This window comes from Arthrobacter sp. B0316-5-4 (assembly GCF_059090325.1).
In genome coordinates this window covers 244,098-267,284 of the sequence record NZ_JBNHFN010000002.1, presented here as the reverse complement: position 1 = coordinate 267,284, position 23,187 = coordinate 244,098, and the positions used below count along the sequence as shown (strand labels likewise).

Here is a 23,187-nt window from a genome sequence, read left to right as displayed (position 1 = left end):
CGCAAAGGGCGGTTGCGGTGGCCGGGGGTGACAACCGCCGTCGAGAGTCATCACGGCCGGCGGGTTTATGGTTGAGGAAGCAGACAGAATCTGACTGCCTTGAGGAACAGGAATGGTGGTTGTTGGTGCAGCCGAGCCATCGCGGGAGAGCTCTGATGTACGGTGCCTGAGGTGAGCGCAGCGGCCGCTTGTGGTCCCCACGGCGATCTTTGTGCCGCTTTCCTCCAGGAACTGCCTATCGATGGCGCAGCTGTTTCGATTTTCGGCGGCTCCGCAGCGGAAACATTGATGTGCGCCTCCAACGCTACTGCTGCACGGCTCGATGAGCTCCAATACGATCTCGGGGACGGACCACGATGGGACGTTTTCCGCACCCACCTGCCGGTCACGATTCCCGATCTCAGCGCGGCCGGAGTCCGGTCATGGCCCGCCTTCGCCGAAGCCGCGACCAAGACAGACGCAGTTGCGTTCTTTGTGTTCCCATTGCTCGCAGGCGGCCTGGTCATCGGGGTAGCCGAACTCTACTGCACCTCACTGCGGGAACTCAGTGCCGCCCAAATCAGCCGGGCCGCGCAACCCGCCAGCCGGACCGCCTGGACCTTGCTGCGCGGATTGATGCCGGACAACGAAACCGGATCAGCCTTAATTCCGCTGGCCCGGCGTGAAATCCACCAAGCCACCGGCATGGTGCTGGTACAAACCGACAGCACCGCCGACGAAGCGTTGATGTTGCTGCGCGGTCATGCCTTCGCCAGCGGACGATCATTGCAGGACACCGCTCTGGACGTTGTCAGCCGCCGACTCGATTTCGCCCCGGCCACGGGCGCCACCGATAATGGATCACAGTAAAATGCAGACATGGTCATGAAAAGCAGGGCCGAACGTCTCAGCGATACGTTCGTGAAGCTTACCGACACCCTCGTTGCCGACTACGACGTCCTGGACCTGCTCCACACTCTCGTCGCAGATGCCGTCGATTTACTCGACGCCGCCCAAGCCGGCCTATTGCTCTCCGACGCCGACGGCAACCTGCAACTACTTGCCTCCACCAGTGAGCAAAGCCAACTCGTGGAACTGCTCCAACTCGAAGCAGGAGCCGGACCCTGCGTGGAGTGCTACCACACCGGCTCGGTCATCACTGTTGATGACATCAGCAACCTTGGTGACCGCTGGCCCGCCTTCCAGCAGATTGCCTTGGACATGGGCTTCAGATCAGTCCACGCGGTGCCAATGCGCGTCCACTCCAGGGTCATCGGCGCCATGGGCCTGTTCGGCGCCCGAACCGGAGCCCTAACCCCCGAAGACGCCTCGATCGCCCAGGCCATGGCAGACGTCGCAACCATCAGCCTCCTCCAGGAACGCACCATCCGCGAAGCAGGCGTCCTCAACGAACAACTCCAACGCGCACTGACCACCCGGGTGCTCATCGAGCAAGCCAAAGGCGTCATCGCCCAAACCAAAAACCTCGACATGGACAGCGCCTTCAACGTGCTGCGCGCACACGCCCGCTCCTCCCGCCAAAATCTCCACGACGTCGCCGAAAGCATCGTCACACGCACCCTAAAGATCTAAATCCCGTCGGGTGAAGCGTTCATAACGGATCGCCCGGGAGCTCCTTACCGTATGGACTAGCAGCGCCCTTCGTGCCTAGGCTGGTCTTGTTGCCCCAGACCTCGGCAGAGCATTCCAGCGCGCACGAGGAGGCAACATTGTCACTGGTCAACCAGACCCTACCCAGACCCGACGTAAGACCCACCCATTCCTACCGTGAAAGCAGCCCAATTTTCACGAAGGAGGAGGCAAGGTAGCCGTCATGTCAAAGAACCCGGTTCCACCGGATGGAATGTCCCTGCCCCAAGGGGCGCGAATGTGGTGCCTGACGTGCCGGACCGACGACCACTTGGTGCTACACGCGATCGAGTCAATACGGCTTCACACAGTCGGCCTCATCGTAGAGGTCTCTTATAGCTGCGCCGGATGCGGTTCGATACTCTCCCACTACACGCCATTCCGCGAGGTTGCCGCAAAACTCAACACCAAAAAGAACCTCGAAGGGCTCATCATCTTTGGCGACAGCTACCTTCATTGCAGCGAACCAATGGCCAGGATTCCCCTCGAGGTGCGGCGGAGCTTGACCGCGAACACCGCTCCAAGAGACGAGGCGTCGCCGCTGCTCGACGTCCGGCTCAGAACCAAAATTCTCCGCTGTCTAAGCTGCGGCTTCCGGCTTGAACTGCCCGCCTGAGCCAGCGGAGACTTTCAGGCTTCCCGTGCAATTGCTCCCGCGCTGCTTGACGGCCCACACCCCGCACAGCCGTTGCCGCCGCAGGCGACCACCAGGTTATTTGTCGGTCGGCAGGCAGATTCGGCCGCCGCTGACCGGCAAGGTATCACTGCGGTACAGCGAGGGCAGGACGCCAAAGGCTCTTTTCAGAATCAGACGGCCCGCCGCTCGAAAACACCAAGACCCGTGCCCCTCCGGGCCCGGTCAGCCTCGGGTTCATGGCCGGGACCTGGCTCCTCCTCCTGTAAAACTTCCGCCCCTGCAGTGGATCAAAGCTGCATGATGTACCTCAGACCTCTTGAACGGAGCCAGGCAGGAGAATGCCACGCCAGAAGCCTGCACCGACTTCTACCCAAGGTCACACCCTCTAGACAATTTGATGCATGAAGTAGTCCACCCCCAACCAACGAAAGCGCCCAGCGGGCCCTCTTAGCCGGTCCCCATTCAAACAGGCCAACCGGCGGCACTAAACCACCCCAGTGATACGAGTACGGATGGGCTCAGCTGCTCAGTGCCGATCAACTCAACACCAATCATGTTGAACCGAACACAGCCACCAATGAAGCTGTGTGAGCAAGAATTCCGAACCATACCCGCCCACCCGAAAAATCAGACTTAAATGTGGACATTGTCCGCACCCCCAATGGCCTGACAAACGCGACCGGAAACCAGTTCGTTTCGAATGGCAATGTACCCGCGCCAGAAGAACCATCCGGAATACTTGTCGCAGGTCATGTCATAAGTACACGTAACGGCCATGAAGTAGTGAAGGGCGGACAAGGGCCACACCAACACCCACGACAGCAGCGACGAACGACCCCACAGCCCAGCAAGCGGAACGCCCAACCGCCAGGACGCTGACCCCGCTCACCCATCCAAGCTGAGCAGGCCACACCCGACAGCCAGGCATCAGCCGGGACAATGAAAGTGTGGACATTGTCCACAGTCCTGTTTCGCTTGACCAACTACCGGAGCACCGTGAGTCCGATCCGAGATCCCTGCGTGCAGCTGTGCTGTGGAATCTCCCGGAACTGTCCGATGGATAGTCCCAACAGACCTTGCGTTCAGATGTCTCCGTGTTCCGAACCAGCGTTGACCGTTGAGGTGTACAGCTGCCTCGCGAGTGTGATCATGGCTTCGACGCTCTGAGACTGCTTTATAGCGGCTGGCCAGATGATGGAAACGGGAACGCTGCGCACTGCGGGGTTTATAGGTCGAACTGCTAGTGGTCGCCCTTCATAGGATTGGTTGGAGGCTGGTTGCTGCACGAGGATGGCGTAACCCATTCCGCGTCCTACCAGCGATCTGGTCACTTCGTAATCCAGGGTCCTGAACCGGATGTTTGGGTCCAGCCCCGCGCTGGAGAACATCATCATCGTGTTTTCGCGGCTGGGGTTGACGTCCAAAAGAATCATCGGCTCGTCAGCGACATCCTCAAGTCCCAGCGTCGGATGACTGGCGAGTGGGTGGTCAGCGGCCAAGACGATGGCCGGCGACGTGTCGAAGAGCCGTTGGCCCCGCAGCCCATTGGGCAGTGACAGGTCGTAGGCGATGGCCAAGTCCAACGTTCCGGACTTGAGCCCTTCCTGCACGTCTGATTGCGGGCCGACGAAGAAGTCGAGGTCGACGTAGGGGTGCCGCTTACTGTAGTTGTCGATGAGCGCGGCCAGTACGGTAGGCGCCAATGTCCCGTAGCAGCCCAACGTCAGGGACCCGCGTAACTCGGCTCCGGCGTCGGCGGCGTGAAGCTCCAAATCGGTGGCCGCATGAAGCAGCCCTTTGGCGCGGTCCAGGACGTAACGTCCGGCCGCGGTCAATGCCACGCCGTGGGCCTTGCGTCTTATGGTCAGCTGCGCTCCGAAGGCGTGCTCAAGTGCGTTAATTGCTCCTGCCACTGCCGATTGCGAAATGAGCAAGGTGTCCGCTGCTGCGGTCATGGTTCCGTGTTCCGCCACGCTCACAAATATTTCGAGCTGCCGCAGTGTATACCGAGCCACCCATTGCCTCCTCGCAAAAACCGTGGATATATCGCAGATACTTGTACTTTACCGGGGATGTGTTCTATTCCACACTGAGTTCAGGCAAAGTTGCCCACGACTTCAGGAGACCAATGATGATCACCCAAGGAACCCCGAAAGCCCCAGGCTGCCCGTTCACGCGGGCGCTCCCCGAGGACACAGCGGAGCGGAATGCCCTGCTTGCCTCCGTTCCAGCAGACCACGTTGGCGCCTCAGATTCCCCAGCCGCCGAGGCATTCATTGAGGCCCCGGTAGCAGACTGGGTAACCATTCCCGATCTATACAGCAACCCGTTCCCTATTTACCGGCGCATGCGTGAAGAGGCACCAGTGCACTGGGTGCCGGCAGTGAACCGCTACATGGTCACAAGCTACGCTGCCTGCCACACCATAGAACAGGACGCGGACACTTACTCCGCCAACGAATCCGGTTCACTCATGAAGCGGGCCATGGGCCACTCAATGCTGCGCAAAGACGACCCGGAACACAAAGTGGACCGGGACTCATATGGCAGCACGCTGCGCCCCGGAACGGTCAAGAATCATTGGGCGTCGATCTTCGAAAAGAACAACACCAAGTACCTGGACGAGCTCGCCGCCAAGAGCCCGGGCGCTGATTTCGTCTGGGACTACGCCGCCCCCTACGCGGCAGAAAACCTCAGGCTGATCTGTGGCTTCCACAACTCCACCCAGGAGGACTTCCAGCGCTGGAGCCAGACGATGATCGATGGCACCGGCAATTATGCCGACGACGCCTCCGTGTGGACCAAGAGCGAAGCATCGTCCAAGGAGGTAGACGCGGCCATTGATGACATGATCCCGTACCTGCGCAAGAACCCCGATCCATCGCTGCTCTCGGGGCTGGCGTCAATGCCTATTCCACTTGAGTCGATCAGGGCCAACCTCAAGATGACCATCGGCGGTGGCCTCAACGAGCCCCGCGACGTGCTGGCCACAACGGTCTGGGCCCTGCTGACCAACCCGGACCAACTGGCCGACGTCCTGGATAACCCGAAATTGTTCTCAGTCGCTTTCGAAGAGTCCGTCCGCTGGGTCGCGCCCATCGGGATGTACCCGCGGCAGACGACCCGCGAAACAGTCCTCGAAGGTGTGCGCCTCCCCACCGGCGCACGGCTGGGCGTGGTGCTCGGCGCCGCAAACCGCGATCCTGCCGTGTTCACCGACCCGGAGACATTCAACATCCACCGGCCTAAGAAGCCGCACCTTGGCTTCGGTGGAGGCGCGCACTTCTGCGCCGGGACCTGGGTCGCCCGTGCCCAAGTGGCCCAAGTGGCGATGCCCGCGCTCTTCGACAAGCTGCCTAGCCTGCGGCTGGACCCTGATAACCCCTCTATCGACGCCGGCTGGGTATTCCGGGGACTGACCAAAATGCCAGTCCTCTGGAACTGAAACCCAGCCCTATCCAGCACTCCAAGGAAGAATCATGCCAACCATCACGTTCGTACAGCCCACCGGAAAATCCGACATCGTCTCCGTGGAAGAAGAGACGTCTCTCATGCGCGCCGCGGTCACCAATGGCGTTGAAGGCATCGTCGGCGAATGCGGCGGCCAAGCCATGTGCGCCACCTGCCACGTGTATGTTCGCCCCGAATTCGAGGACGCCCTGCCCGAGCTCAGCGACGACGAAGACGAAATGCTCGACTGCACCACGGCAGAACGGACAAGCCAATCCCGCCTCGGATGCCAGGTGAGTGTCGGCGCACACCTTGACGCAATCATCGTCGACATTCCCACGGACCAGGTCTAAACCATGGGAGTAATCATCATCGGAGGCGGCCAAGCCGGCATTCAAACGGGCGACTCCCTCCGTTCCGGCGGATATACAGGCAGCATTACGATCCTCGCCGAGGAAGAGGGCCTGCCATATCAGCGCCCGCCACTGTCCAAGGACTACCTGGCCCCGGGCGGACGCCCCGTGCCCCTGCCACTGCGGCCGGGCTCCTTCTACACCGACAACTACATCGACCTGCGCACCGGAGTCTCCGCAACGGACATCGACCGGGACAAAAGGGCCGTCACCATCTCAGACGGGACTGCGCTTCCCTACGACCACCTTGTCCTGGCCACTGGTTCCCGCAACCGCCAACTGACCTGTCCTGGAGCCGAAGCGACAGGCATTCACAGCCTGAAGACTCTGCAGGAGGCAGAAGAACTCCACGCCGCTCTCACCCAAGCGCGGGACGTCGTCGTCATCGGAGCAGGATTTATTGGCCTGGAATTCGCCGCAGCCGCAAGAGCCCACGGATGCTCCGTGACAGTGCTGGAATATGCCCCCCGACCCATGGCCCGGGCCCTGACGCCTGTCATGAGCGAGTGGTTTACCGACGCGCACCGACGAAACGGTATCGAGCTTCGATTGGGTGAAGGCATCAGCCATTTTGAGGCTGGCCCTGAGGGCGGGGTCTGCGCCGCCCACTCCACCACAAATCGGCGTTACCCGGCTGACCTCGTTGTTGTCGGTGTGGGTGTCATCCCCAACGACGCGATTGCCGCCAGGGCCGGACTGAAAACAAACAACGGCATCGTGGTGGACCAGTGCCTGAGAACTTCAGACCCTCGGATATTGGCCATCGGCGACTGCGCCAACTACCCGAACCCCCATACCCGGACCAGAACCCGACTCGAGTCGGTCCAGAACGCAGGGGCGCACGGGCTCCACGCAGCACAGGTCGTCCTTGGCGCAACGGACCACTACGAAGAAACACCTTGGTTCTGGTCAACACAGGGCACACTGCGGCTGCAAATGGCCGGAATGTCCAGTGCCGATGACACAACCACACTCATCGGCGACCCCGCCGCAGCCAAATTCTCGGTCCTCTGCCACCGGGACGGCCAACTCGTAGCAGTCGAATCCGTAAATGCCGCAGCAGACCACATGGCTGCCCGGAAACTTCTATCCGCAGGCCTGGGACCATCACCCGAAGAAGCCCAAGTTCCAGGTTTCAGCCTGAAAGCACATACAAAGCAGACACTGCTAAACCCCGCATAGCACTACCCCTAAACACCACCCTCACCCAACGCAGGAGAAACCATGCCCAGTGCATCAACCGACGCCGCGGCGAAAAAGACGCAACGCCGCGTCGCCTTCGCCACCATCGTCGGAACCACCATCGAGTGGTACGACTTCTTCATCTATGCCACAGCCGCCGGACTCGTCTTTGCCCAAGTGTTCTTCGCCCCTGCAGGGGAATCGATCGGGCTTTTGCTGGCATTCGCATCCGTGGGGATAAGTTTCCTCTTCCGCCCGCTCGGAGCCTTCCTAGCCGGGCACTCTGCCGACCGCATCGGCCGTCGGCCCATGCTGGTCCTCACCCTCATCCTGATGGGAGCCGCCACCACACTCATCGGAATCCTGCCGACCTACGAAACTGCAGGAATCCTGGCCCCCGTCATGTTGCTGCTCCTCAGAATTCTCCAAGGCATCTCAGCAGGCGGCGAATGGGGAGGCGCTGTACTCATGGCCGTCGAGCACGCCCCGCGCAATGGCCGCGGCCGCGCCGGAGCCTTCCCCCAACTCGGAGTACCGCTGGGCATGCTCCTGGCCTCCGGAGTCACAGCCGTTATGACCGGATGGGTATCCCCCGGGACAGCCTTCATCGAATGGGGCTGGCGCGTGCCATTCCTGCTCAGCATCGTTCTGATCGCCGTCGGATACATGGTCCGGCGCGCCGTTGACGAATCCCCCGTATTCCAGGAAATCGCCACCAAAAAGCAGCAGACCAAAGTCCCGGCCGCCGAACTGTTCCGCAAACACTGGCTACTGGTCCTGCTCGCCGCACTTGTCTTCGCAGGAAACAACGCAGCAGGCTACATGGCTACAGGAGGCTTCATCCCCAGCTACGCCACCAGTCAAGTAGGCCTGGACCGCACCGACGTACTCCTTGCGATCACATTCGCCGCCGCCATGTGGTTCCTCTTCACACTTCTCTCGGGCTACCTCGCCGACAAGATCGGTCGCAAACGCACCTACCTGATCGGCTTCGGATCCCAGGCACTCATGGTGTTCCCGCTGTTCTGGCTCATCGACACCGGCTCGCTACCCATGCTCTACCTCGCGTTAGGCCTTTTCACCATCGGTCTGGGACTCAGCTACGGGCCACAGGCAGCCTGGTACAGCGAAATATTCCCCGCCTCAGTACGCTTCTCCGGAGTATCCATCTCCTATGCGATCGGGGCCATCCTCGGAGGGGCATTCGCACCAACCATTGCCCAAGCACTCATACAATCCACCGGAAGCAGCGCCGCGGTTTCGCTGTACCTGCTCGGCATGACCATACTGTCTGTCATCGCGGTACTGATCCTGCGGGACAGGCCAGGCATAGACCTCTCCATCAACAACCAAGCCGAACAAGAAGTCGGAGCCACCATCTTCGACCAGCGCCGGGAACCGGCGTACGACAAAGCGACCATCTAGCGACATACAGCGCACCAAACCCTGCGGGCTCACCAACATGACGGAAGCCCGCAGGGCTTTGAGGGGAGCGCGGAAGTCCGCTACCGAGGTTGCGACACCCCACTCCAAGGAAGTCGTCACCGGCAGTAGCAGCTACGGCGCGGTCCCCTCAGACGCCCGCAGCTACTGAACCTGACAGACACGCATCAATAGGACGGGCATCGCTAACACGCCAAGCTGCCCAGGTCGTCCTCGCCGGGCATATGCGGCAAGGCTTCGTTCCACTGGTCATGTCAGCGTCGCCGACCCAACCGCAAGCGAACCTCGAAGCAACGAACGTCGAACTCGACACAGACGACATGACCCTGCTGTACGAGCTCGACCTAGGTGAGCATGCAGCGAGGGACTCCGACACAAGAGGAATGGATGTAACCAGCGCTGCCCATTGGTGCCGCCACACCCGGAATGCAGCGACCACGACATTCCGTCATCATGCAACCAAAAAATCCTGAATAAGACCACAAACTCGCGAATGGAAGAACAAGCCGACTACGACGGACCAGGAACTTCAATTGCTGGCTTCCGTTCCCACCGGCCTGCTGATCAACGGTCAGTGGCGTCCGGCCGGATCGGGAAAAGCTTTCGATTTTGAGGACCCAGCCACCGACAAGGTCCGTCTCAGCATCTCCGACGCCGGTGCTGAGGACGGCGCCGCCGCACTCGACGCCGCTGCTGCCGCAAGTGAACGGCGCGGGACTAACCGTGGCCGTCGGATTTCAGGAATACGTTCCAACTTGTTCCGCTGCTTTGGATCGATCAGCACACAAACTGCATCGGAACCGTATTTCCAGCAGGAGCGTCAGTGTAGGCACCAGTGGTGTCATAGCTACCATCGGAAGCACGGAAGGTGGATTTCGTCTTACCCACCAGAACTGTCGCCGTTGGATGCTTCTGAATAAGACGCTTCTCGCAAACCGTGTTTGCCTCTTTAGAGTCAGCCTCGCGCTCATCGTCAATGACCTTTTGTGCAGCGTCTACAGCCGCAGCCATAGCGGAGGCGCTTGCTTCAGCACTGACCTTAGCGTCGGCCACCTAGCCCGCCCGTATGGCCTGGGAACTGACTGAAACGGCTATCACGGCGAGCAAAACCACAGCTATTGTGCCGATGATGCCGAGCAGTTTGCTGGGGTTGGCCGGTGGCTGTGGTTTGGGAGTGAAGTCATTGGACATTGGCACACTTCTTTCGCGGTCGGGCCACAACTGCATAGCTCTTTGTTCCTCGCAGTAGCGACACCTTGTGATCGAAGGCTATTTTGCGACAGCTAAGATACAAACCAACGACCTCCCCCACCCGACGAGAAGTCCCGCACTCAGGCGCTCCTCTTATCCGCCGGCCCACCTCACACAGGATGTGTCTCATTGCCTTGGGACTGGAACTCTCAGTGGCGGGACGCGCTCCCCATCGTGGATTCGATTGCGAGCCGGCGGCTTTCTTGCTGGTGTTCGAAGCCGCAGATGCCGGTAAGGGGACCCCTCAGGCGCCAACTCGCCCTCCAGGCACGATGGAAGCCACTTCTGATATGTCCCGGCCTCACGACAGCACGGAACGCGTATGCTGTGGCCTCGCTCCAAGAACCGCGATGCTACTGCTAGTCGGATTTCCTAGCGGTGCCTTTGCTGGTTGCTATAAACGTTGCCACACCGAGAATAAATGAAGTGGCTACAGCCGCAGGCAAAGGGATGTTCCCGTTCACCCATAGTGCGGCAAAAAGCGAAAACGCTGCCACCAACAGCCCTGCTAGAACAGCGAATGATTTGGTCGTGCCCTTGATCCCCATGGAACGATCCTACGCGTCCTCGCTAGCTCCCCCACCAGATGGCCACATGAATTCTGGCCATGGGCGAAGGGACCCTAAACGCTACACACTTGCCAGTTCCACTTCCTTGGAAGTGGAACAGTCGAGAGTGCGGCGTTCCCTCAGCGGCTTGAGGGAACATTCGTTAGTGCAGAGAATTTTGGACCCGATCCTGAAGTCCTTTCACCGGGACGGCACCAGCACCCCGCGGGTTACCAGCAGACACCGGTCAAGCGTTCCGCCTGCGAACGAAGTCCAAGCAGCGTGTCGGCTCAGGTCCTAGGATGGCCCGGATTGCTCCAGGCGTAGCAGCCGGCTCATAGCCGGATTAGCAGGTGGGGCTCCCCTTAAGGATGTGGCAGTCGTAGACTCCGTTCCACGACGCGCTGCCGCGTCACCACTCTTTATTGGGGGGTTTATTGTGGATGCTACGCGTAAGTTTCAAGCCGCCGGTCAACGGCCGGGCCGCCAAATGAGGGTCGGTTCGGCGACCGTCGGTTTAGTGCTGGCGTTGTTCGTGGGAACCGGAGGGTCGCCTGCCGCGGCCAGCGCGAACCGGGATCTGGCTCCGTCAACTTCCGCGTCGGACGTCGTCAAGAACGACTTTAATGGAGACCGCAACGCTGACATTCTGGCCCGTGATGGCGCCGGCGACCTGTGGCTCTACCCCGGAAACGGCTCAGGTGGCTGGCTTCCCCAGGTTAAGGTAGGAAACGGCTGGAATATCATGACGGCCATCATTGCCCCCGGGGACTTTAATGGTGACGGTCATGCGGACATCCTGGCCCGTGATTATCCCTTGGGTGATTTGTGGCTATACCCCGGAAACGGCTCGGCGGGCTGGATGCCACGTGTGCAGGTATCCGCCGGCTGGAATAACCAGACTAATAGCCTAGGGATCGGCGACTTCCAAGGCGACGGATTCGTTGACGTAGCCGTCTCCAACCGTGGCGGGATGTGGATAGAACGCGGTGATGGAAAGGGCGGTTGGCTGAACTCAGCGTGGGCGGGATATGGCTGGTTCTTCGGGTCGGAGGCCATCGGTGTCGGTGATTTCAATAGTGATGGCACAGCTGATGTCGTGGGCCGCGACAATTCCGGTGTCCTGTGGCTCTACCCCGGCAACGGAACCGGCGGCTGGTTGCCACAGAGCGTGACCGGCGCCGGCTGGAACGCCATGAACTCCCTTGTTGGACCCGGCGACTTCAATGGGGACGGAAAAAACGACATCATAGCCCGGGACTCCATCGGCGACTTGTACCTTTACGAGGGCAGCGGTGGATCCGCATGGCCCACATCGAGAAAAGTGGGCAGCGGCTGGAACATCATGACGGAGATCCTATAACCGTCCTAGCCGGACCGATGGCAGCCAACCCTGAATGTGGCCCCACCGGGCTAATCCCTGTAAAGAAATCTGCGCCTGCCTCTTGACGTGCCATGCCCGATTTGCTTAGAAGCGGGACGCGCCCCTGTGGATTCGATCATTAGGCGATGGCGACTTGCTGTGCCGCCAGCAGTCGGCAGCGGGCCTCGTAACAATTCCGTCCCGGATGTTGTCCCAAAAAATCTGCCGTGGACAGCCGTCACAAAGACAACTTCCGGGACAGTTACCTCTTTAGCTCAGGAGTCCATGCCTAGGTATCGGTAGACGGTGGCGCGACTGGCTCCGATGATCTTCCCGATATCCGTCGGCTTAAGGCCGCGAGCTTTCAGTTCATGTGCCCTCTTGACCTTCTCGTGGTCTGTCGTGATTTCCCGGCGGCCTGCTTTGCGTCCGTTAGCAGCTGCAGCCGCCATGCCGGCCTTGGTGCGCTCGGAAAGTTGGTCTCGTTCAAGCTGGGCGAATGCGGAAATGATGGTGACCATCGCCTGGGCCATCGCTCCCCCGACCTCGCTGGCCGGATCAGTGGCGATGCCATCCCTCAGGGAACGGAACTTGATGCCTCGCACCTTGAAATCATCCAAGAGCTCGAGCAGGTGGCGGGTATTTCGTCCCAACCGGTCCAGCTTCCACACCACAACTTCATCCCCCGGACCGAGACGGTCCAGCATCCGGTCCAACTCCGGTCGACTGACCCTGGTCCCGCTGATCCCCTGGTCTTTATAGATCCGCTCGCACCCAGCTGCTTCCAGTTCCCGGATCTGCAAATCGGTATTCTGGTCAGCCAAGCTGACGCGGGCATATCCAAGGCGGGCCATCACATCTCCGGGTCTTATCAAAGGACAAATACACGTGATGTTGAGAATACCCTAGTGAGACACATTGTTGGGACAGGCGACGACCCGGAAACCTGCGAACTGTAATCGTCGACGCAAAACGGCCGGGAGGTTCTTATCAAGGGATCCTTTGATACCACTAACCTTGGTCCCGTGAAATCTGAGGGACTCTATTTTCTTTCCAAATCGGCGATGATTTTCATCATCTCTTCCGTGGCTTTCACCACGTTCAGAACCGGGCGAACGTGGGGGAAGAATGAATCCATGTGCTCCTGCTCTGCAGACCAGAGTAAGGAGACTCCTACGTACCCTAGGTACGATTGCGTCTCGTACGCGCGCAACTCTCTGCCATCTGAGCTAACCCAAGCAAAGGTTGGGCGGAGCCAAAGCCCGTGAATTGGTGACCCTTGCGTGGCACCATATTTACGCAGGAGCCACAACCCTTCATCCACGGTAAAGCAGAACCTTACGTTCTTGGCGACGAGGGCGCCGTTCAGAAAGTCGAGCAAGCCCGCCGGGACGGGAAGGCCGTCGAGAACCATGCGTGATGCAAAGTGTTTGGCAAAGTACCGTCCGAGGTCGAGTTGCTTTCGTTCCCAATCGATACCAAATATGGCCTTCATGTCCAGACCTGGTGCGCCCCACAGACTGTCTGCGTTCTCCCATATGTAGGCGGAGTAAGTGTCGTAGGCCCGATCGAAAGGCTGACTGCGGGTATCGTTGCACCGTCGGCAAAGGTCCATCTCAAACCTCACGGCCGGCGATTTCCTTATGCTCTGGATGTTGTGGAGTCTCCCTTCATCACCACCCCATACAAGGTTCGGACCGTCGCCCTGCAAACGTGCCAGGTCCGTTCGCTTGTACTTGTGTTCTCTGCTGTCAGCTACGGCACCGCACCACCAGCAGGTTCCGTCGCGCTCCACGCGAAATGGCGCCAGATCGGGGTGGGAATCGGGGAAAAGATCCATGTTCTAAGTATTCTCGATGGCACTGACAGAATTCCTGGGGCTGTAGCGGCGATTCGCTTACAACCGCAGGGACGACATATGGGCGTTATCGGCAATCTGGTCGGCTTCGACATGCGCGGCCGACGATCAGCTCGTCTCCGAACAGGCGGACGACCATGCAGAACTGGCAGCGGCCTAAGTGCGGAGGGACGCAGATATGGCGGGCCAGCTGATGCCTCAACATATCGGCCACCTGATCGATGCAGTCAGGGTCTACCTCGAGGCAAGCGGAACGGACCTTGACTGATTAACGGCTTAGCGGACTGCTCACTGAGCCGTCGAGTCACGCTACGGATACATGTAACTCTCACTCATGGAGGTGAAGGCCCGCACGGGCGCAACTAAAAGGAGCCCGGCTTGGCGCCAGGCTCCTTTTGTTGAGGTCAGTCCAACACATATTCACTTGTGTCAGTACTCAGGCAGTTGCGGATGCTACATGTCCAGGTGACCGAGGAATTCACCGGTGTAGGGGCAGAGGTAGGCGACGGTGTCTTTTACGCGGACGGTGAAGTCGGTACCGCCCGGGACCTCGAACCGTTCGCCTTCCTTGTAGGTTGTCCACTCCCCCTGACCGGCGGGTTGCTGCACGTCCCAGGTTCCGCGGACAAGGTGCATCCATTCTTTGACGGGAGCTTCGAACTTCCATTCACCGGGCTCCATCACCCCGACGGTGAAGTTTCCCTGCTCGTTCTTGAATTCAAGGCTTCGTACTTGTCCCTCGTAGTACCCGTTCTGGCCGATCATGACATGCTCCCATTCGCAGTTGCGGTCTTCGGCTCGCTGGTGCGGCCTGCTGCGAATCACACTATTGAAGCCACCCTTCCCAGACCATCGCCGGGGCGTACTCTTTGCTAACCAATTAGTGGCCGGCTCGTACAGAAAAGCCGCCTGATCGTCGCTAACATGGGGCCATGGCACTTGAATTGACGGCGTTCACCGTGGCCAAGCTTGCTTCCACCCCAGGGCTTGGTCTGACGACGGCGCACGGAGGAGCCGGCCTTGAACGAGCCGCCGGTGTCCCCATTGCTGTCGAGCGAAAAGGACCGTTTCCGAGACTCCACGGCGGCGAAATCGTGCTTACCAGCGGGCTGCACGTCGGTGAGGACTGGACAGCCTGGAAGGATTTCCTGTCGGAAGCCACGGGCGCCGGTGCCTCGGGGCTCATCATCGGCCTCGGCGCCGAGGCCGCATTCGAGCGCCTCCCGGCGCAGATGCTGGCTCTGGCAAGCGAGTATGACCTGCCACTGCTGACCGGTGACATCGCCGACTTCGGGCGAATCGCGCACACCATCGCCGTCCTGCACGCGGAAGGACAACGGGAAGCGCTCAGACGGCCGCTCGACCTGCAGATGGAGATCACAGCAATCGTGGCCCGCGGCGGCTCGTTTGGGGACCTGCTGTCCGGCTGGCAGCAACGGACCGAGGAGCCAGTGGCTGTATTCGACCGTCTCGGGAGGGTCATGGCCAGAAGCTCGGCCTTTCCTTCGATCCTGCTCGCGCCCTTGAGCGAACGCCTCGCCGGCCATAAAGCACCACGACTTGGAGAGCAAGTCCTCCTGTCAGCCACCGAGCTGGTCGCCGGACCCGACGAAACATCCGCCGGCGAAGAAGAGACGGTCGAGGTCTTCCCGTTCGCAGGCAATGACACTGTCCGGGGGTTCTGCGTCCGTATCCCAACAGGCCAGGAGACGGCAGAGCTCGCCGCGCCAGCACTGCGTTCGCTCCTGGCACTCGAATTCGAACGCGTGTGGTTCCTCGACGAATCTGCGCGCCGTAGGCGCGCCGAACGGTTTGCGCGCCTCCTGACGTTCACGGAGCCGGGCAGCGCCCGGACATTCCTCCGGAGCTTCGGCGCCGATTCAGGCCCGCTGCGGGGTGTGGCCATCGAAGCGCGCAATGAGACCCATGCCGAAGTGCTCATCGACGACCTCGCGGTCGTCCTCGCCGCCCCTTTCATACGGCACCGTCACCGCATAGTCGAATGTCTGGCAACCGTCGACCCCCGAAAGGCTCTGGCTGACTACGGTCTCGACGTCCCCACGGGGATCGGCACCAGGGGCGCTCCCGAGCACTCCGCCCGCAGCATCAGGCAGGCAACCCTGGCCTTGGAGACCAGCCGTCGGGCCGGCACCCCCATCGAGTACGTCGACGGAGCCTCGCACGAGTTCCTGATCAACGCCGCTCCATCCGAATACCTGGAAGCCTTCTCCAGCGCTGTCCTCGCCCCCATCGAGAACTCGCGCGGAGGCGAAGCCCTCCTGAACACACTGCACACATGGCTTCTCGAACGCCGATCCGTCGAAGCGACAGCCGAGCGAATGGGAGTCCACCGGCACACAGTACGGAACCGGATGCAGCGGATCGTCCAGATCACCGGTCACGACCTGGACGGCATCGATGCACAGACCGAGCTCTGGCTCGCCCTTAAAGTCAGAGGCTTCCGCGACAGCGCAGGTACTTCACCTCCGGGGCCATAACTAACAGTGGAAGTTCGCCGCCGAGGCCATATTCCGGGCTGACGTTAGCTGCCATGATGGTCGTCACATCCTGCGGACCCACCGCGAAGATCCGGTACTCAAATGAGGAACGACATCATGCCCACCACCGTAGCCACCACAGATTCCGTCCCCCGATCCATACTCCGCCGAGTCATCATCGCCAGCGGGCTCGGCACCTTGCTGGAGTACTTCGACTACGCCAGCTACAGCTACCTCGCGACCACGATCGCAATAGTTTTCTTTCCCCCGGAGGACCGCGCTGTTGCCCTGATGAGCACCTTCGCGGTGTTCGCGCTATCGTTCCTCGTACGCCCACTCGGAGCCTTCGTTTGGGGCAGCCTAGGCGACAAAATCGGCCGTAAGAGCATCCTCGCCACGACCATCATCCTCATGTCCGGCGCCACCTTCCTCATCGGATTCATACCGAACTACGGCACCATCGGCATCGCAGCACCCATCCTGCTCCTGTTGCTCCGCGTAACACAGAGCTTCTCAGCCTCCGGCGAATACGCCGGCGCAGGCACCTTCGTCGCCGAGTACGCCCCCGCCGCCAAGCGCGGACTGCTCACGAGCGTGGTACCCATCTCAGCTGCCGCCGGGTTCCTGGCAGCCTCACTCATGGCCACCATCCTCTACGCCAGCACCTCACCGGAATTCATGCAGGAGTGGGGCTGGAGGATCCCCTTCCTCATCGCGGGCCCCCTCGGCATCGTTGGTCTCTGGCTTCGCCTGCGTTTGGAAGACACCCCGCAGTTCCGCCGGGTGCTGGAACTCGAAAAGAAGCAACGCCAGAGCGCAGTTGATCAGCCTCCGGCCTCAAACCGCTGGTCCGAGACCCGCAAGAGCCTCCCGTCGATGCTCAAGGCGCTGCTCGTCATGTCGCTCAATGCCGGCGCCTACTACCTCCTGCTCAGCTACACGCCCTCGTTCCTCATCGAAGAAGCGGGGATGAGCGAAGCGACCGCAACACTGGTTGTCACGATTGGCCTTGTGGCGCACATCATCTTCATTCCCCTTGCCGCGCGCCTGTCCGACCGGATCGGACGTAAGCGCACCCTAATGATCTCAAGCATCGCTTTCATCGTCTTGAGCTACCCGATCATGACCCTGCTTTCCTTCGGAGGCGTCGTCCTCGCCTCCGCGGTCCTCATCGTCTCGCTCATGTTCTTCGCCATGAACGATGCAGTGTTTCCTTCCTTCTTCACCGAACTGTTCGGCACCCGCTCGCGCTACCTCGGATTCGCGTTGCCGTTCAACGTCGGCGCCATGCTTTTCGGCGGCGTCGCACCGCTTATCGGCACATGGCTGATCGCCACGACAGGCAACCCCAGCTCGCCGGCGTTCTTCCTGATGGGCATCGGTGTACTGTCCCTGCTGGGCTTGCTGATGAGCGCGGAGACAGCACGCAAACCCCTCGCCGACGAGCAAGCTGAAGTACGCAAGCAACCGGTCCCCCACGTTACAGCGCCATAACACCGCAGGACTCGTCTTTCAGAACTATGGGCAGGGCCGGACAGCACCTCGGGTAATGCTGTCCGGCCCGTACGCGTGCCATCAGAGCAGCGTAATCGCCCGCGGCGTTTGTCCGAAGCAGCGCTTGTCGGCATTCCCTGCCTTCCGGACCTAGACGTGACCTCGGCCGACACTGCCAATCGTTGAGCACCTGGAGTCGAAGAGCCGAAGCGAGGATTCTTGGAAACCCGTCGTCAGACGACCCGCTCCGGATGGGCCCCTCTCGGCAAACTGTGGCCATCTCCGACGTGCACGGTCTGCCGAGCGCGTGAACTGCAATGTTCCGGAGGCACCGCTGGGGAGCGGTCATCTGCGTCGGACCCGCGTCCCGCCTGATTTGGCAGAGCGCGTCGAGGACTTGGCAAAGACCAAATTGAAAGCACTCGGCCGACCGTTGCCACTGAACTCTCACCTCGGAGTGACCCTCACATGTAGAGCGCTTCCGGATCCGCGTCATGTCGCTATGGCCACTCGCATTCATGAGTAGATGTAGGCCCAAGGAGGGAAGAGTCAATGGTCGCAAGCCGTCACAATACGAAAGATCTCAGTGTGGACAATGCACAGACCCCTCTTTGGCCTGACAAAGACCTCCACCGGTGAAGTGTCCTCACTCCAGGAACGAGCCGAACCCAAGATCTCGAAGTCATGTCGTGCTCAGTCCCCCGACCCATGAAGAGGTATAGGCCAACCACGACCTACCCGACAAACCAAGAAGGGAACGCATAACCCCAGTCCAGAGCAAGCGGAAGGCCCATTAGCCACGACCCTGATCCCGCTCCCCCACAACCAAATAGGCGACCCGCGGCGCCAGGCACACCCCGCGGCCAGTGTCAGAGGGACCTGACCAACCAGAATGTACACACGTTAAAGCAAAAACCCCCTCTGACGAGGGGGTATGCCGTGCCCGAGGTGGGACTCGAACGGGATTCCAGGCCTTGCAAACACTGGGAAGAGGCGGAAACACGCGGAATCCGCGCCAGTCCGATGGGCGTACGACCCAGTCCGGGGCGGAAAGTGTGGACATTGTCCACACTTCCTTTTTGCTCGATGGAACACCGAAAAGAGGGCACTTGGCGCGTCCCCGCGGACTCATAGCCTGCGCCGGGAAATCGGCGCTGCCGCCTCCGCAGTTTTCCTGCTGGACGGTACCTCTTGGTCCGCGTGAAGCCTGCGGTCAAGATGGGGCCCCGACGTCCAAGGCATGACTCCCGCCGGGCCGTAGAACAACGCAAAACGCGATGATGGCATTTAGCCCGCCAGAACGATGAATAACAAGACATAGTAGCTGTACCTCCTTCATCCCTAACATGGCGGAGACGACACCGAGCACCATGACAAGATGTCCCGGTCGGGCCGACAACAGAACGTCCATCATCGACGTTTCGGCCGAACGCTCACTGAATGAGAGAAACGCTCGTCTTTCGCGTGAGAACGGCAGTGTCGAGCGGTAGAGACTCCACTCCCACTCGGTTAGGCGTGATACACGCATCTAGCCCTCCCGGCACGTTGACGTCCACGTCGCCGGACGGCGGTGAGCCAAATCGCGAAACCACAACGGCTTGTGTACCCTCATCTCGTACGTCATGACACCGCTGATCTGATCCGGAGCCAGGAAGATTACTATGACCTTTGACTTCTCATTCCTGGTTTGGTTTGTGCCGGCGCTCTTGAGTTCATCGCTGCTCGGGGGCGCACTAGTTCAACTCATGATTCATCGCACACGGCGGCATATCACCCAGAATATCGCTGAGTTGGCTGAGGCGGCCGTCAAGGTGGGCGATAAGGCTGTAATCCAGCAAATTGCCGAACTCATCAGCAGCGAGGCCGCAGCCCAAGCACCCAAGCAGATCAATAGGCGGCGACGTTACGAGGTGTCAATAATAGTTCTAGCGATGAGCACGACTTTGGCTATCGGAGGGACTGTTGGTGCCATCGTCTACGTAGATGAGTCCTTGAAGTCCGGAACAATGAAATCAGCGCAGGCAGATATTATCTGGCAAGGAAGCCTAATAGGTGCAGTCGTAATCATCCTGACCTCCTTCATAAATTTCATTTACTCACAACATAAAAATTCCACGAAAAATGCGCAGCTAGTTGATGCAAATTCGAAGGTCCCCGCAACCTAACGGCGAATCTCGAAGGATGCGCCGCACCATTCTCAGGTTGATGAAAGGACAATCATCAGCCACAAGTCTAGACCGCATCGTGTGCATAGAAATCACCCAGTCGGGTGCCTCTGCAAGAGCTGCCGGGATCGGCACCTGCATGCCCTAAGGACCCTCAGATGGCCGCCGTCTCCCAAAAAGACGTTCAAGGATGTTGACCATGTTGCCCAGAAGGCGCACATCATGCGCGGTCTCGGGAAATCTGTGAGCCAGTAGGCGCACTAGAGCAAGATTATATTCGACGGCCAGATGAGCGCCTTGAGGAGTAACCACGCTGAAGTTCAACTTGTGCGCGACAGCATTCCGCAGACTCCTAGAATTTGCAGCCCAAGCCTCAATAAAGTGCGGCGCATTAATCCCAAGTTTAGGCCCCAAATGGCTGAGTAAAGTGCTCGACCTAGGCCTGGGACTGTAAACACTTATGATGCCGCCCAGCTTGTCATTTGGAAGCTCAGGATGCTTTAGGTAACAGAACCTCAATGCCAATTCCATGAATCTGTCAGAGTTGAGAACGGCAGACTCGAACTGCCCGAGACACAAGTCGTCGATAGATGACACAGCTAAATTGAGCAAGTACCGAACTTGTGGACTATCGATTAGGCCCTCAAGGTGGGCTAAAAAGTCCTGATATTCGATGGGCAGAAGTGATCTCTTAGCCCATACATCCATCTTGTCGTTGGCGTGGATCGACAGTGGTTCCGGCCCACCAACCGTCAGACCTTCAGCGAACGACAGGTCGTAGCGGTCAAAGACGCCAGGCATTTGTCTGGCAGGGAGAGGCTGGACGCCGTGATCATGGCGGACGAGCCTATATGAGGTTAGGACGTCATTCGCATAGCCAAGCCCCGTGTCGAATGATGCAACTTCATCGAGTCGATCTTGAGCGAGGACCCCGAAAATGAGTAGGGAAGCGCCGGCCCGGCTCTCACTCGCACCGAAAGCGACTTTGACAGGAAAGCTTCCCGAGAGGGCAAAAATCATCTCGTTTGAAGACTGCAAATACCTGCTCGCGGTGTAGCCAGCTGGCAGCGGTATAACCGAAGTGACGCTCGCAACAAAGGCATAACCGGCAGAGGGGCGAAACTCGGGAGTCTGGCTGAGTGCGTTTTGTAGCCCATTAAGTAGTAGATCCTTAACGTCGATTTCACTTCTTAGGGCATATATGGCCTCCGTGAAGCTACCCAGAACCAATTGCTCGTCGTCGAGGAGGAACGGCATGTACTCCGAAGTGAATTCTTCATTACTCATGAGATCGAGAATCACCTTTATAGGCTCATGTTCCCGATAGCTGTCCAAAGTGGTTCCTTTATGAAAGTGGCAACTTTTCCGTGGCCGTACCGGAGGTGCTTCCTATGCTAGAGGAATTGTTGCCCTGCTTGCGGCAGGCAGGCTGATGGCCTTCGATCTACTCACCCTGAAGCGCCAGTAGGTCCACGCATGCTGCACCGACAATAGGTTAGTTGGAGACGCGCTAGCTTGCGTGCCACGTCGGTCCTCTACTCACTGGACATGCCCCCTAGTTTGACGGAATCATCGATAGCGGTGTCAAACGTAGCGGAGTGAATGCAATCGCAGGAACCCCGCCCGCTGCGATTTGGACGTTCTTGCGAGTCAAGCACGCGTCCTCCGATTGCAGCGAGGTGTTCTAAAACGCGGGTTTGTCGATCTACCGACCAGTATTACTGCTGGTCAAATCTTCGGAAGAGTCAGCCGGCGCAAAACCACCGGCGATGACTGTGACCGATAACGGCGCATATGTCGGACCGAACGCAGCCCCGGCCGCATCCGGCACAGCAGTCCCGCCAAACGATGGCATTTGCCGAAGACTAAGTCCGCTCACGTCATGACGCCCCACCCTCGCCGGCCCATGAATAGCCAGAAGCAACAAAGCTGTTTGTCATTCTGATATCCCGATCATCGCTGGGTGGGGCCTCCGCAGAACCAGGGCGCTGACATCCCGCCGCCGATCTGGAAACTTCGCCCGGCGCTCCTAAGCGACCTGCCCCTTCCGAACTTTCCGGACCTGCCCCGAACCCCCGAGTTGCACTCCAGCCCCTAACCAGCGAATCGGTCCCTAACAGAACGACCCACAAGACCAACGACCGCAGGACAAAAGACAAGGGCAAAGGAACAGGACAATGAATGCGCTCACCATCAAAGACCCTGCAGACCTGCTCAGCTTCATCGGGCACACCCTCGGCTTCTGGCCCCAAGAGAGTCTGGTCTGCATCACCCTGGACAAAGGCAAGGTCGGCGCCACCCTCCGGATCGACCTCCCCCGCCAACCGGGAACAGAACTCCCCTACGCCCGCACCGTCAGCAGTTACCTCACCAGTGACACCAGCGCGACGAGCATCGTCTTCGCCCTCTACACCTCAGCCCGCTGCGAACCAGGACATCCGAAGCCACATGCAGCGACCATCGCCGCGCTCACCGGAGTCCTCGCCGAAAACGGCATCAGAATCCGCGACGGAATCTTCGTCTCCGACGACGCCTACTCCCCCTACGACAGCGAACCCGGCCAAGACATCAGCCTGCCCCTCAGCACCACCGAATACAGCCGCGTCAACGCCGAATTCATCTACCGCGGCAGCACCATCGAACCCACCAACCGGATCGTCCTCCCTGCGCCATCCCAGGAAGCAGCACAAGCAATCGCAGTTGAGGATCACATGGACATCATCAGGGCGCTGCCTCCTGGTCTAGCGGCAGAACAAGCCAGCCAACTGTGGTCGACCATGCTGGAGTCAAGTGACTTCCCCACCGACGAGGACTGCGCCGCGCTCATCGCAAACTTCCAGTTCCCTCACATCCGTGACCGGCTCATGGCAGACATCCCCGGCATCAACGAACCACCCCAACACATCCTCTTCGCCCAAACCCAGACCGCGCCGAAGTGGTCACGCGTCGAATGGGCCCAGCAACTCCTCATCCACGCCTATACGCGGACCAGCCCGCAACACGCAGCACCAATCCTCACCACCGTCGGCTACATCAACTGGTGGGAAGGCCGAGGATCCAAAGCACACCAATACATGCAACTCGCACTCGATACCGACCCCGGTTACCGCTTCGCCAGACTCACCGACCAAATGCTCGGAGCCGGCATCATCGCAGGCTGGAACACCAACAAGACCACCGCCTACAAAACCAACCTCGACTCGCCCTAAGGCTCCTCATTGAGTTCGCGAACAGGGGCCGTGGCCGTCCTGCCAGA

At 59.7% G+C, this 23,187-nt stretch carries 21 protein-coding genes and 1 pseudogene; 14 read left to right on the top strand and 8 right to left on the bottom strand.

From position 1 onward, the window contains the following. Window positions 1-171 precede the first annotated feature (171 nt). The 3 genes from AC5RU9_RS05530 to AC5RU9_RS05520 all read left to right on the top strand — a co-directional run bounded on the left by AC5RU9_RS05530 (window position 172) and on the right by AC5RU9_RS05520 (window position 2,245). Window positions 172-849 carry a GAF and ANTAR domain-containing protein gene (locus AC5RU9_RS05530; protein WP_494015640.1) on the top strand — a complete coding sequence of 226 codons (678 nt, stop codon included), beginning with the start codon at window positions 172-174 and terminating at the stop codon, window positions 847-849. 9 nt (window positions 850-858) lie between these two features. Continuing rightward, window positions 859-1,572: a GAF and ANTAR domain-containing protein gene (locus AC5RU9_RS05525; protein WP_494015639.1), complete on the top strand. Its 714-nt coding sequence runs from the start codon at window positions 859-861 to the stop codon at window positions 1,570-1,572. A 241-nt stretch (window positions 1,573-1,813) separates the two neighbouring features. Beyond that, window positions 1,814-2,245, top strand: coding sequence for a hypothetical protein (locus AC5RU9_RS05520; protein WP_494015638.1), 432 nt, complete (start codon window positions 1,814-1,816; stop codon window positions 2,243-2,245). 1,103 nt (window positions 2,246-3,348) lie between these two features. On the opposite strand, the gene AC5RU9_RS05515 is transcribed toward AC5RU9_RS05520, so the two are convergent. Then, the gene (locus AC5RU9_RS05515; RefSeq protein ID WP_494015637.1) at window positions 3,349-4,281 is read right to left on the bottom strand and encodes a LysR substrate-binding domain-containing protein; all 933 of its coding nucleotides are present in this window, start codon (window positions 4,279-4,281) and stop codon (window positions 3,349-3,351) included. Between the two features lie 113 nt (window positions 4,282-4,394). On the opposite strand from AC5RU9_RS05515, the gene AC5RU9_RS05510 reads away from it, so the two are divergent. The 6 genes and pseudogenes from AC5RU9_RS05510 to AC5RU9_RS05485 form a co-directional block, all read left to right on the top strand. Further along, entirely contained in the window at window positions 4,395-5,711 is a 1,317-nt protein-coding gene (locus tag AC5RU9_RS05510) for a cytochrome P450 (protein ID WP_494015636.1), read from the top strand. A gap of 34 nt (window positions 5,712-5,745) precedes the next feature. Further along, window positions 5,746-6,069: a 2Fe-2S iron-sulfur cluster-binding protein gene (locus tag AC5RU9_RS05505; protein ID WP_494015635.1), complete on the top strand. Its 324-nt coding sequence runs from the start codon at window positions 5,746-5,748 to the stop codon at window positions 6,067-6,069. A gap of 3 nt (window positions 6,070-6,072) precedes the next feature. Next, complete coding sequence (locus AC5RU9_RS05500) at window positions 6,073-7,311, top strand: NAD(P)/FAD-dependent oxidoreductase (RefSeq protein WP_494015634.1); 1,239 nt, start codon at window positions 6,073-6,075, stop codon at window positions 7,309-7,311. Window positions 7,312-7,353: 42 nt separating this feature from the next. Further along, window positions 7,354-8,736 (top strand): MFS transporter, encoded by a 1,383-nt coding sequence (locus AC5RU9_RS05495; RefSeq protein WP_494015633.1) that lies wholly within the window; start codon window positions 7,354-7,356, stop codon window positions 8,734-8,736. A 37-nt stretch (window positions 8,737-8,773) separates the two neighbouring features. Next, a complete protein-coding gene (locus AC5RU9_RS05490) occupies window positions 8,774-8,905 on the top strand; it encodes a hypothetical protein (protein WP_494015632.1) in 132 nt (43 codons plus the stop codon). 322 nt (window positions 8,906-9,227) lie between these two features. Then, window positions 9,228-9,461 (top strand): annotated as a pseudogene (locus AC5RU9_RS05485) (NAD-dependent succinate-semialdehyde dehydrogenase); the annotation flags it as partial. A 70-nt stretch (window positions 9,462-9,531) separates the two neighbouring features. On the opposite strand, the gene AC5RU9_RS05480 reads toward AC5RU9_RS05485, so the two are convergent. The 3 genes from AC5RU9_RS05480 to AC5RU9_RS05470 form a co-directional block, all read right to left on the bottom strand. Continuing rightward, a complete protein-coding gene (locus tag AC5RU9_RS05480; RefSeq protein WP_494015631.1) occupies window positions 9,532-9,807 on the bottom strand; it encodes a hypothetical protein in 276 nt (91 codons plus the stop codon). Beyond that, window positions 9,808-9,945: a hypothetical protein gene (locus tag AC5RU9_RS05475; protein WP_494015630.1), complete on the bottom strand. Its 138-nt coding sequence runs from the start codon at window positions 9,943-9,945 to the stop codon at window positions 9,808-9,810. Window positions 9,946-10,364: 419 nt separating this feature from the next. Continuing rightward, window positions 10,365-10,553: a hypothetical protein gene (locus tag AC5RU9_RS05470; RefSeq protein WP_494015629.1), complete on the bottom strand. Its 189-nt coding sequence runs from the start codon at window positions 10,551-10,553 to the stop codon at window positions 10,365-10,367. A gap of 490 nt (window positions 10,554-11,043) precedes the next feature. On the opposite strand from AC5RU9_RS05470, the gene AC5RU9_RS05465 reads away from it, so the two are divergent. Further along, window positions 11,044-11,916 carry an FG-GAP repeat domain-containing protein gene (locus tag AC5RU9_RS05465; RefSeq protein WP_494015628.1) on the top strand — a complete coding sequence of 291 codons (873 nt, stop codon included), beginning with the start codon at window positions 11,044-11,046 and terminating at the stop codon, window positions 11,914-11,916. A gap of 275 nt (window positions 11,917-12,191) precedes the next feature. Here AC5RU9_RS05465 and AC5RU9_RS05460 read toward each other — a convergent pair whose 3' ends face one another. From AC5RU9_RS05460 to ppnP, 3 genes are all read right to left on the bottom strand, one after another. After that, window positions 12,192-12,770: a recombinase family protein gene (locus AC5RU9_RS05460; protein ID WP_064723067.1), complete on the bottom strand. Its 579-nt coding sequence runs from the start codon at window positions 12,768-12,770 to the stop codon at window positions 12,192-12,194. A gap of 188 nt (window positions 12,771-12,958) precedes the next feature. Further along, a complete protein-coding gene (locus tag AC5RU9_RS05455; RefSeq protein WP_494015627.1) occupies window positions 12,959-13,756 on the bottom strand; it encodes a hypothetical protein in 798 nt (265 codons plus the stop codon). 471 nt (window positions 13,757-14,227) lie between these two features. Continuing rightward, the gene (gene ppnP / locus AC5RU9_RS05450) at window positions 14,228-14,539 is read right to left on the bottom strand and encodes a pyrimidine/purine nucleoside phosphorylase (RefSeq protein WP_494015626.1); all 312 of its coding nucleotides are present in this window, start codon (window positions 14,537-14,539) and stop codon (window positions 14,228-14,230) included. A gap of 167 nt (window positions 14,540-14,706) precedes the next feature. On the opposite strand from ppnP, the gene AC5RU9_RS05445 reads away from it, so the two are divergent. The 3 genes from AC5RU9_RS05445 to AC5RU9_RS05435 all read left to right on the top strand — a co-directional run bounded on the left by AC5RU9_RS05445 (window position 14,707) and on the right by AC5RU9_RS05435 (window position 19,931). Continuing rightward, window positions 14,707-16,272, top strand: coding sequence for a helix-turn-helix domain-containing protein (locus AC5RU9_RS05445; protein WP_494015625.1), 1,566 nt, complete (start codon window positions 14,707-14,709; stop codon window positions 16,270-16,272). Between the two features lie 117 nt (window positions 16,273-16,389). Next, complete coding sequence (locus tag AC5RU9_RS05440) at window positions 16,390-17,766, top strand: MFS transporter (RefSeq protein ID WP_494015624.1); 1,377 nt, start codon at window positions 16,390-16,392, stop codon at window positions 17,764-17,766. A gap of 1,661 nt (window positions 17,767-19,427) precedes the next feature. Further along, a complete protein-coding gene (locus AC5RU9_RS05435) occupies window positions 19,428-19,931 on the top strand; it encodes a hypothetical protein (RefSeq protein ID WP_494015623.1) in 504 nt (167 codons plus the stop codon). A gap of 144 nt (window positions 19,932-20,075) precedes the next feature. On the opposite strand, the gene AC5RU9_RS05430 is transcribed toward AC5RU9_RS05435, so the two are convergent. After that, window positions 20,076-21,218: a hypothetical protein gene (locus AC5RU9_RS05430; protein WP_494015622.1), complete on the bottom strand. Its 1,143-nt coding sequence runs from the start codon at window positions 21,216-21,218 to the stop codon at window positions 20,076-20,078. A gap of 890 nt (window positions 21,219-22,108) precedes the next feature. Between AC5RU9_RS05430 and AC5RU9_RS05425 the strand changes: the two genes are divergently transcribed. Then, window positions 22,109-23,140, top strand: a complete 1,032-nt coding sequence (locus AC5RU9_RS05425; protein ID WP_494015621.1) for a DUF4192 domain-containing protein — start codon at window positions 22,109-22,111, stop codon at window positions 23,138-23,140. Window positions 23,141-23,187 lie beyond the last annotated feature (47 nt).

Coding starts and splice junctions, on each gene's coding strand:
- AC5RU9_RS05425 (WP_494015621.1), top strand. CDS start 22,109: ATGAATGCGCTCACCATCAAAGACCCTGCAGACCTGCTCAGCTTCATC.
- AC5RU9_RS05470 (WP_494015629.1), bottom strand. CDS start 10,553: ATGGGGATCAAGGGCACGACCAAATCATTCGCTGTTCTAGCAGGGCTG.
- AC5RU9_RS05465 (WP_494015628.1), top strand. CDS start 11,044: ATGAGGGTCGGTTCGGCGACCGTCGGTTTAGTGCTGGCGTTGTTCGTG.
- AC5RU9_RS05500 (WP_494015634.1), top strand. CDS start 6,073: ATGGGAGTAATCATCATCGGAGGCGGCCAAGCCGGCATTCAAACGGGC.
- AC5RU9_RS05525 (WP_494015639.1), top strand. CDS start 859: ATGGTCATGAAAAGCAGGGCCGAACGTCTCAGCGATACGTTCGTGAAG.
- AC5RU9_RS05435 (WP_494015623.1), top strand. CDS start 19,428: ATGACCTTTGACTTCTCATTCCTGGTTTGGTTTGTGCCGGCGCTCTTG.
- AC5RU9_RS05445 (WP_494015625.1), top strand. CDS start 14,707: ATGGCACTTGAATTGACGGCGTTCACCGTGGCCAAGCTTGCTTCCACC.
- AC5RU9_RS05430 (WP_494015622.1), bottom strand. CDS start 21,218: ATGAGTAATGAAGAATTCACTTCGGAGTACATGCCGTTCCTCCTCGAC.
- AC5RU9_RS05460 (WP_064723067.1), bottom strand. CDS start 12,770: ATGGCCCGCCTTGGATATGCCCGCGTCAGCTTGGCTGACCAGAATACC.
- AC5RU9_RS05455 (WP_494015627.1), bottom strand. CDS start 13,756: ATGGATCTTTTCCCCGATTCCCACCCCGATCTGGCGCCATTTCGCGTG.
- ppnP (WP_494015626.1), bottom strand. CDS start 14,539: ATGATCGGCCAGAACGGGTACTACGAGGGACAAGTACGAAGCCTTGAA.
- AC5RU9_RS05475 (WP_494015630.1), bottom strand. CDS start 9,945: ATGTCCAATGACTTCACTCCCAAACCACAGCCACCGGCCAACCCCAGC.
- AC5RU9_RS05520 (WP_494015638.1), top strand. CDS start 1,814: ATGTCAAAGAACCCGGTTCCACCGGATGGAATGTCCCTGCCCCAAGGG.
- AC5RU9_RS05440 (WP_494015624.1), top strand. CDS start 16,390: ATGCCCACCACCGTAGCCACCACAGATTCCGTCCCCCGATCCATACTC.
- AC5RU9_RS05495 (WP_494015633.1), top strand. CDS start 7,354: ATGCCCAGTGCATCAACCGACGCCGCGGCGAAAAAGACGCAACGCCGC.
- AC5RU9_RS05490 (WP_494015632.1), top strand. CDS start 8,774: ATGACGGAAGCCCGCAGGGCTTTGAGGGGAGCGCGGAAGTCCGCTACC.
- AC5RU9_RS05505 (WP_494015635.1), top strand. CDS start 5,746: ATGCCAACCATCACGTTCGTACAGCCCACCGGAAAATCCGACATCGTC.
- AC5RU9_RS05510 (WP_494015636.1), top strand. CDS start 4,395: ATGATGATCACCCAAGGAACCCCGAAAGCCCCAGGCTGCCCGTTCACG.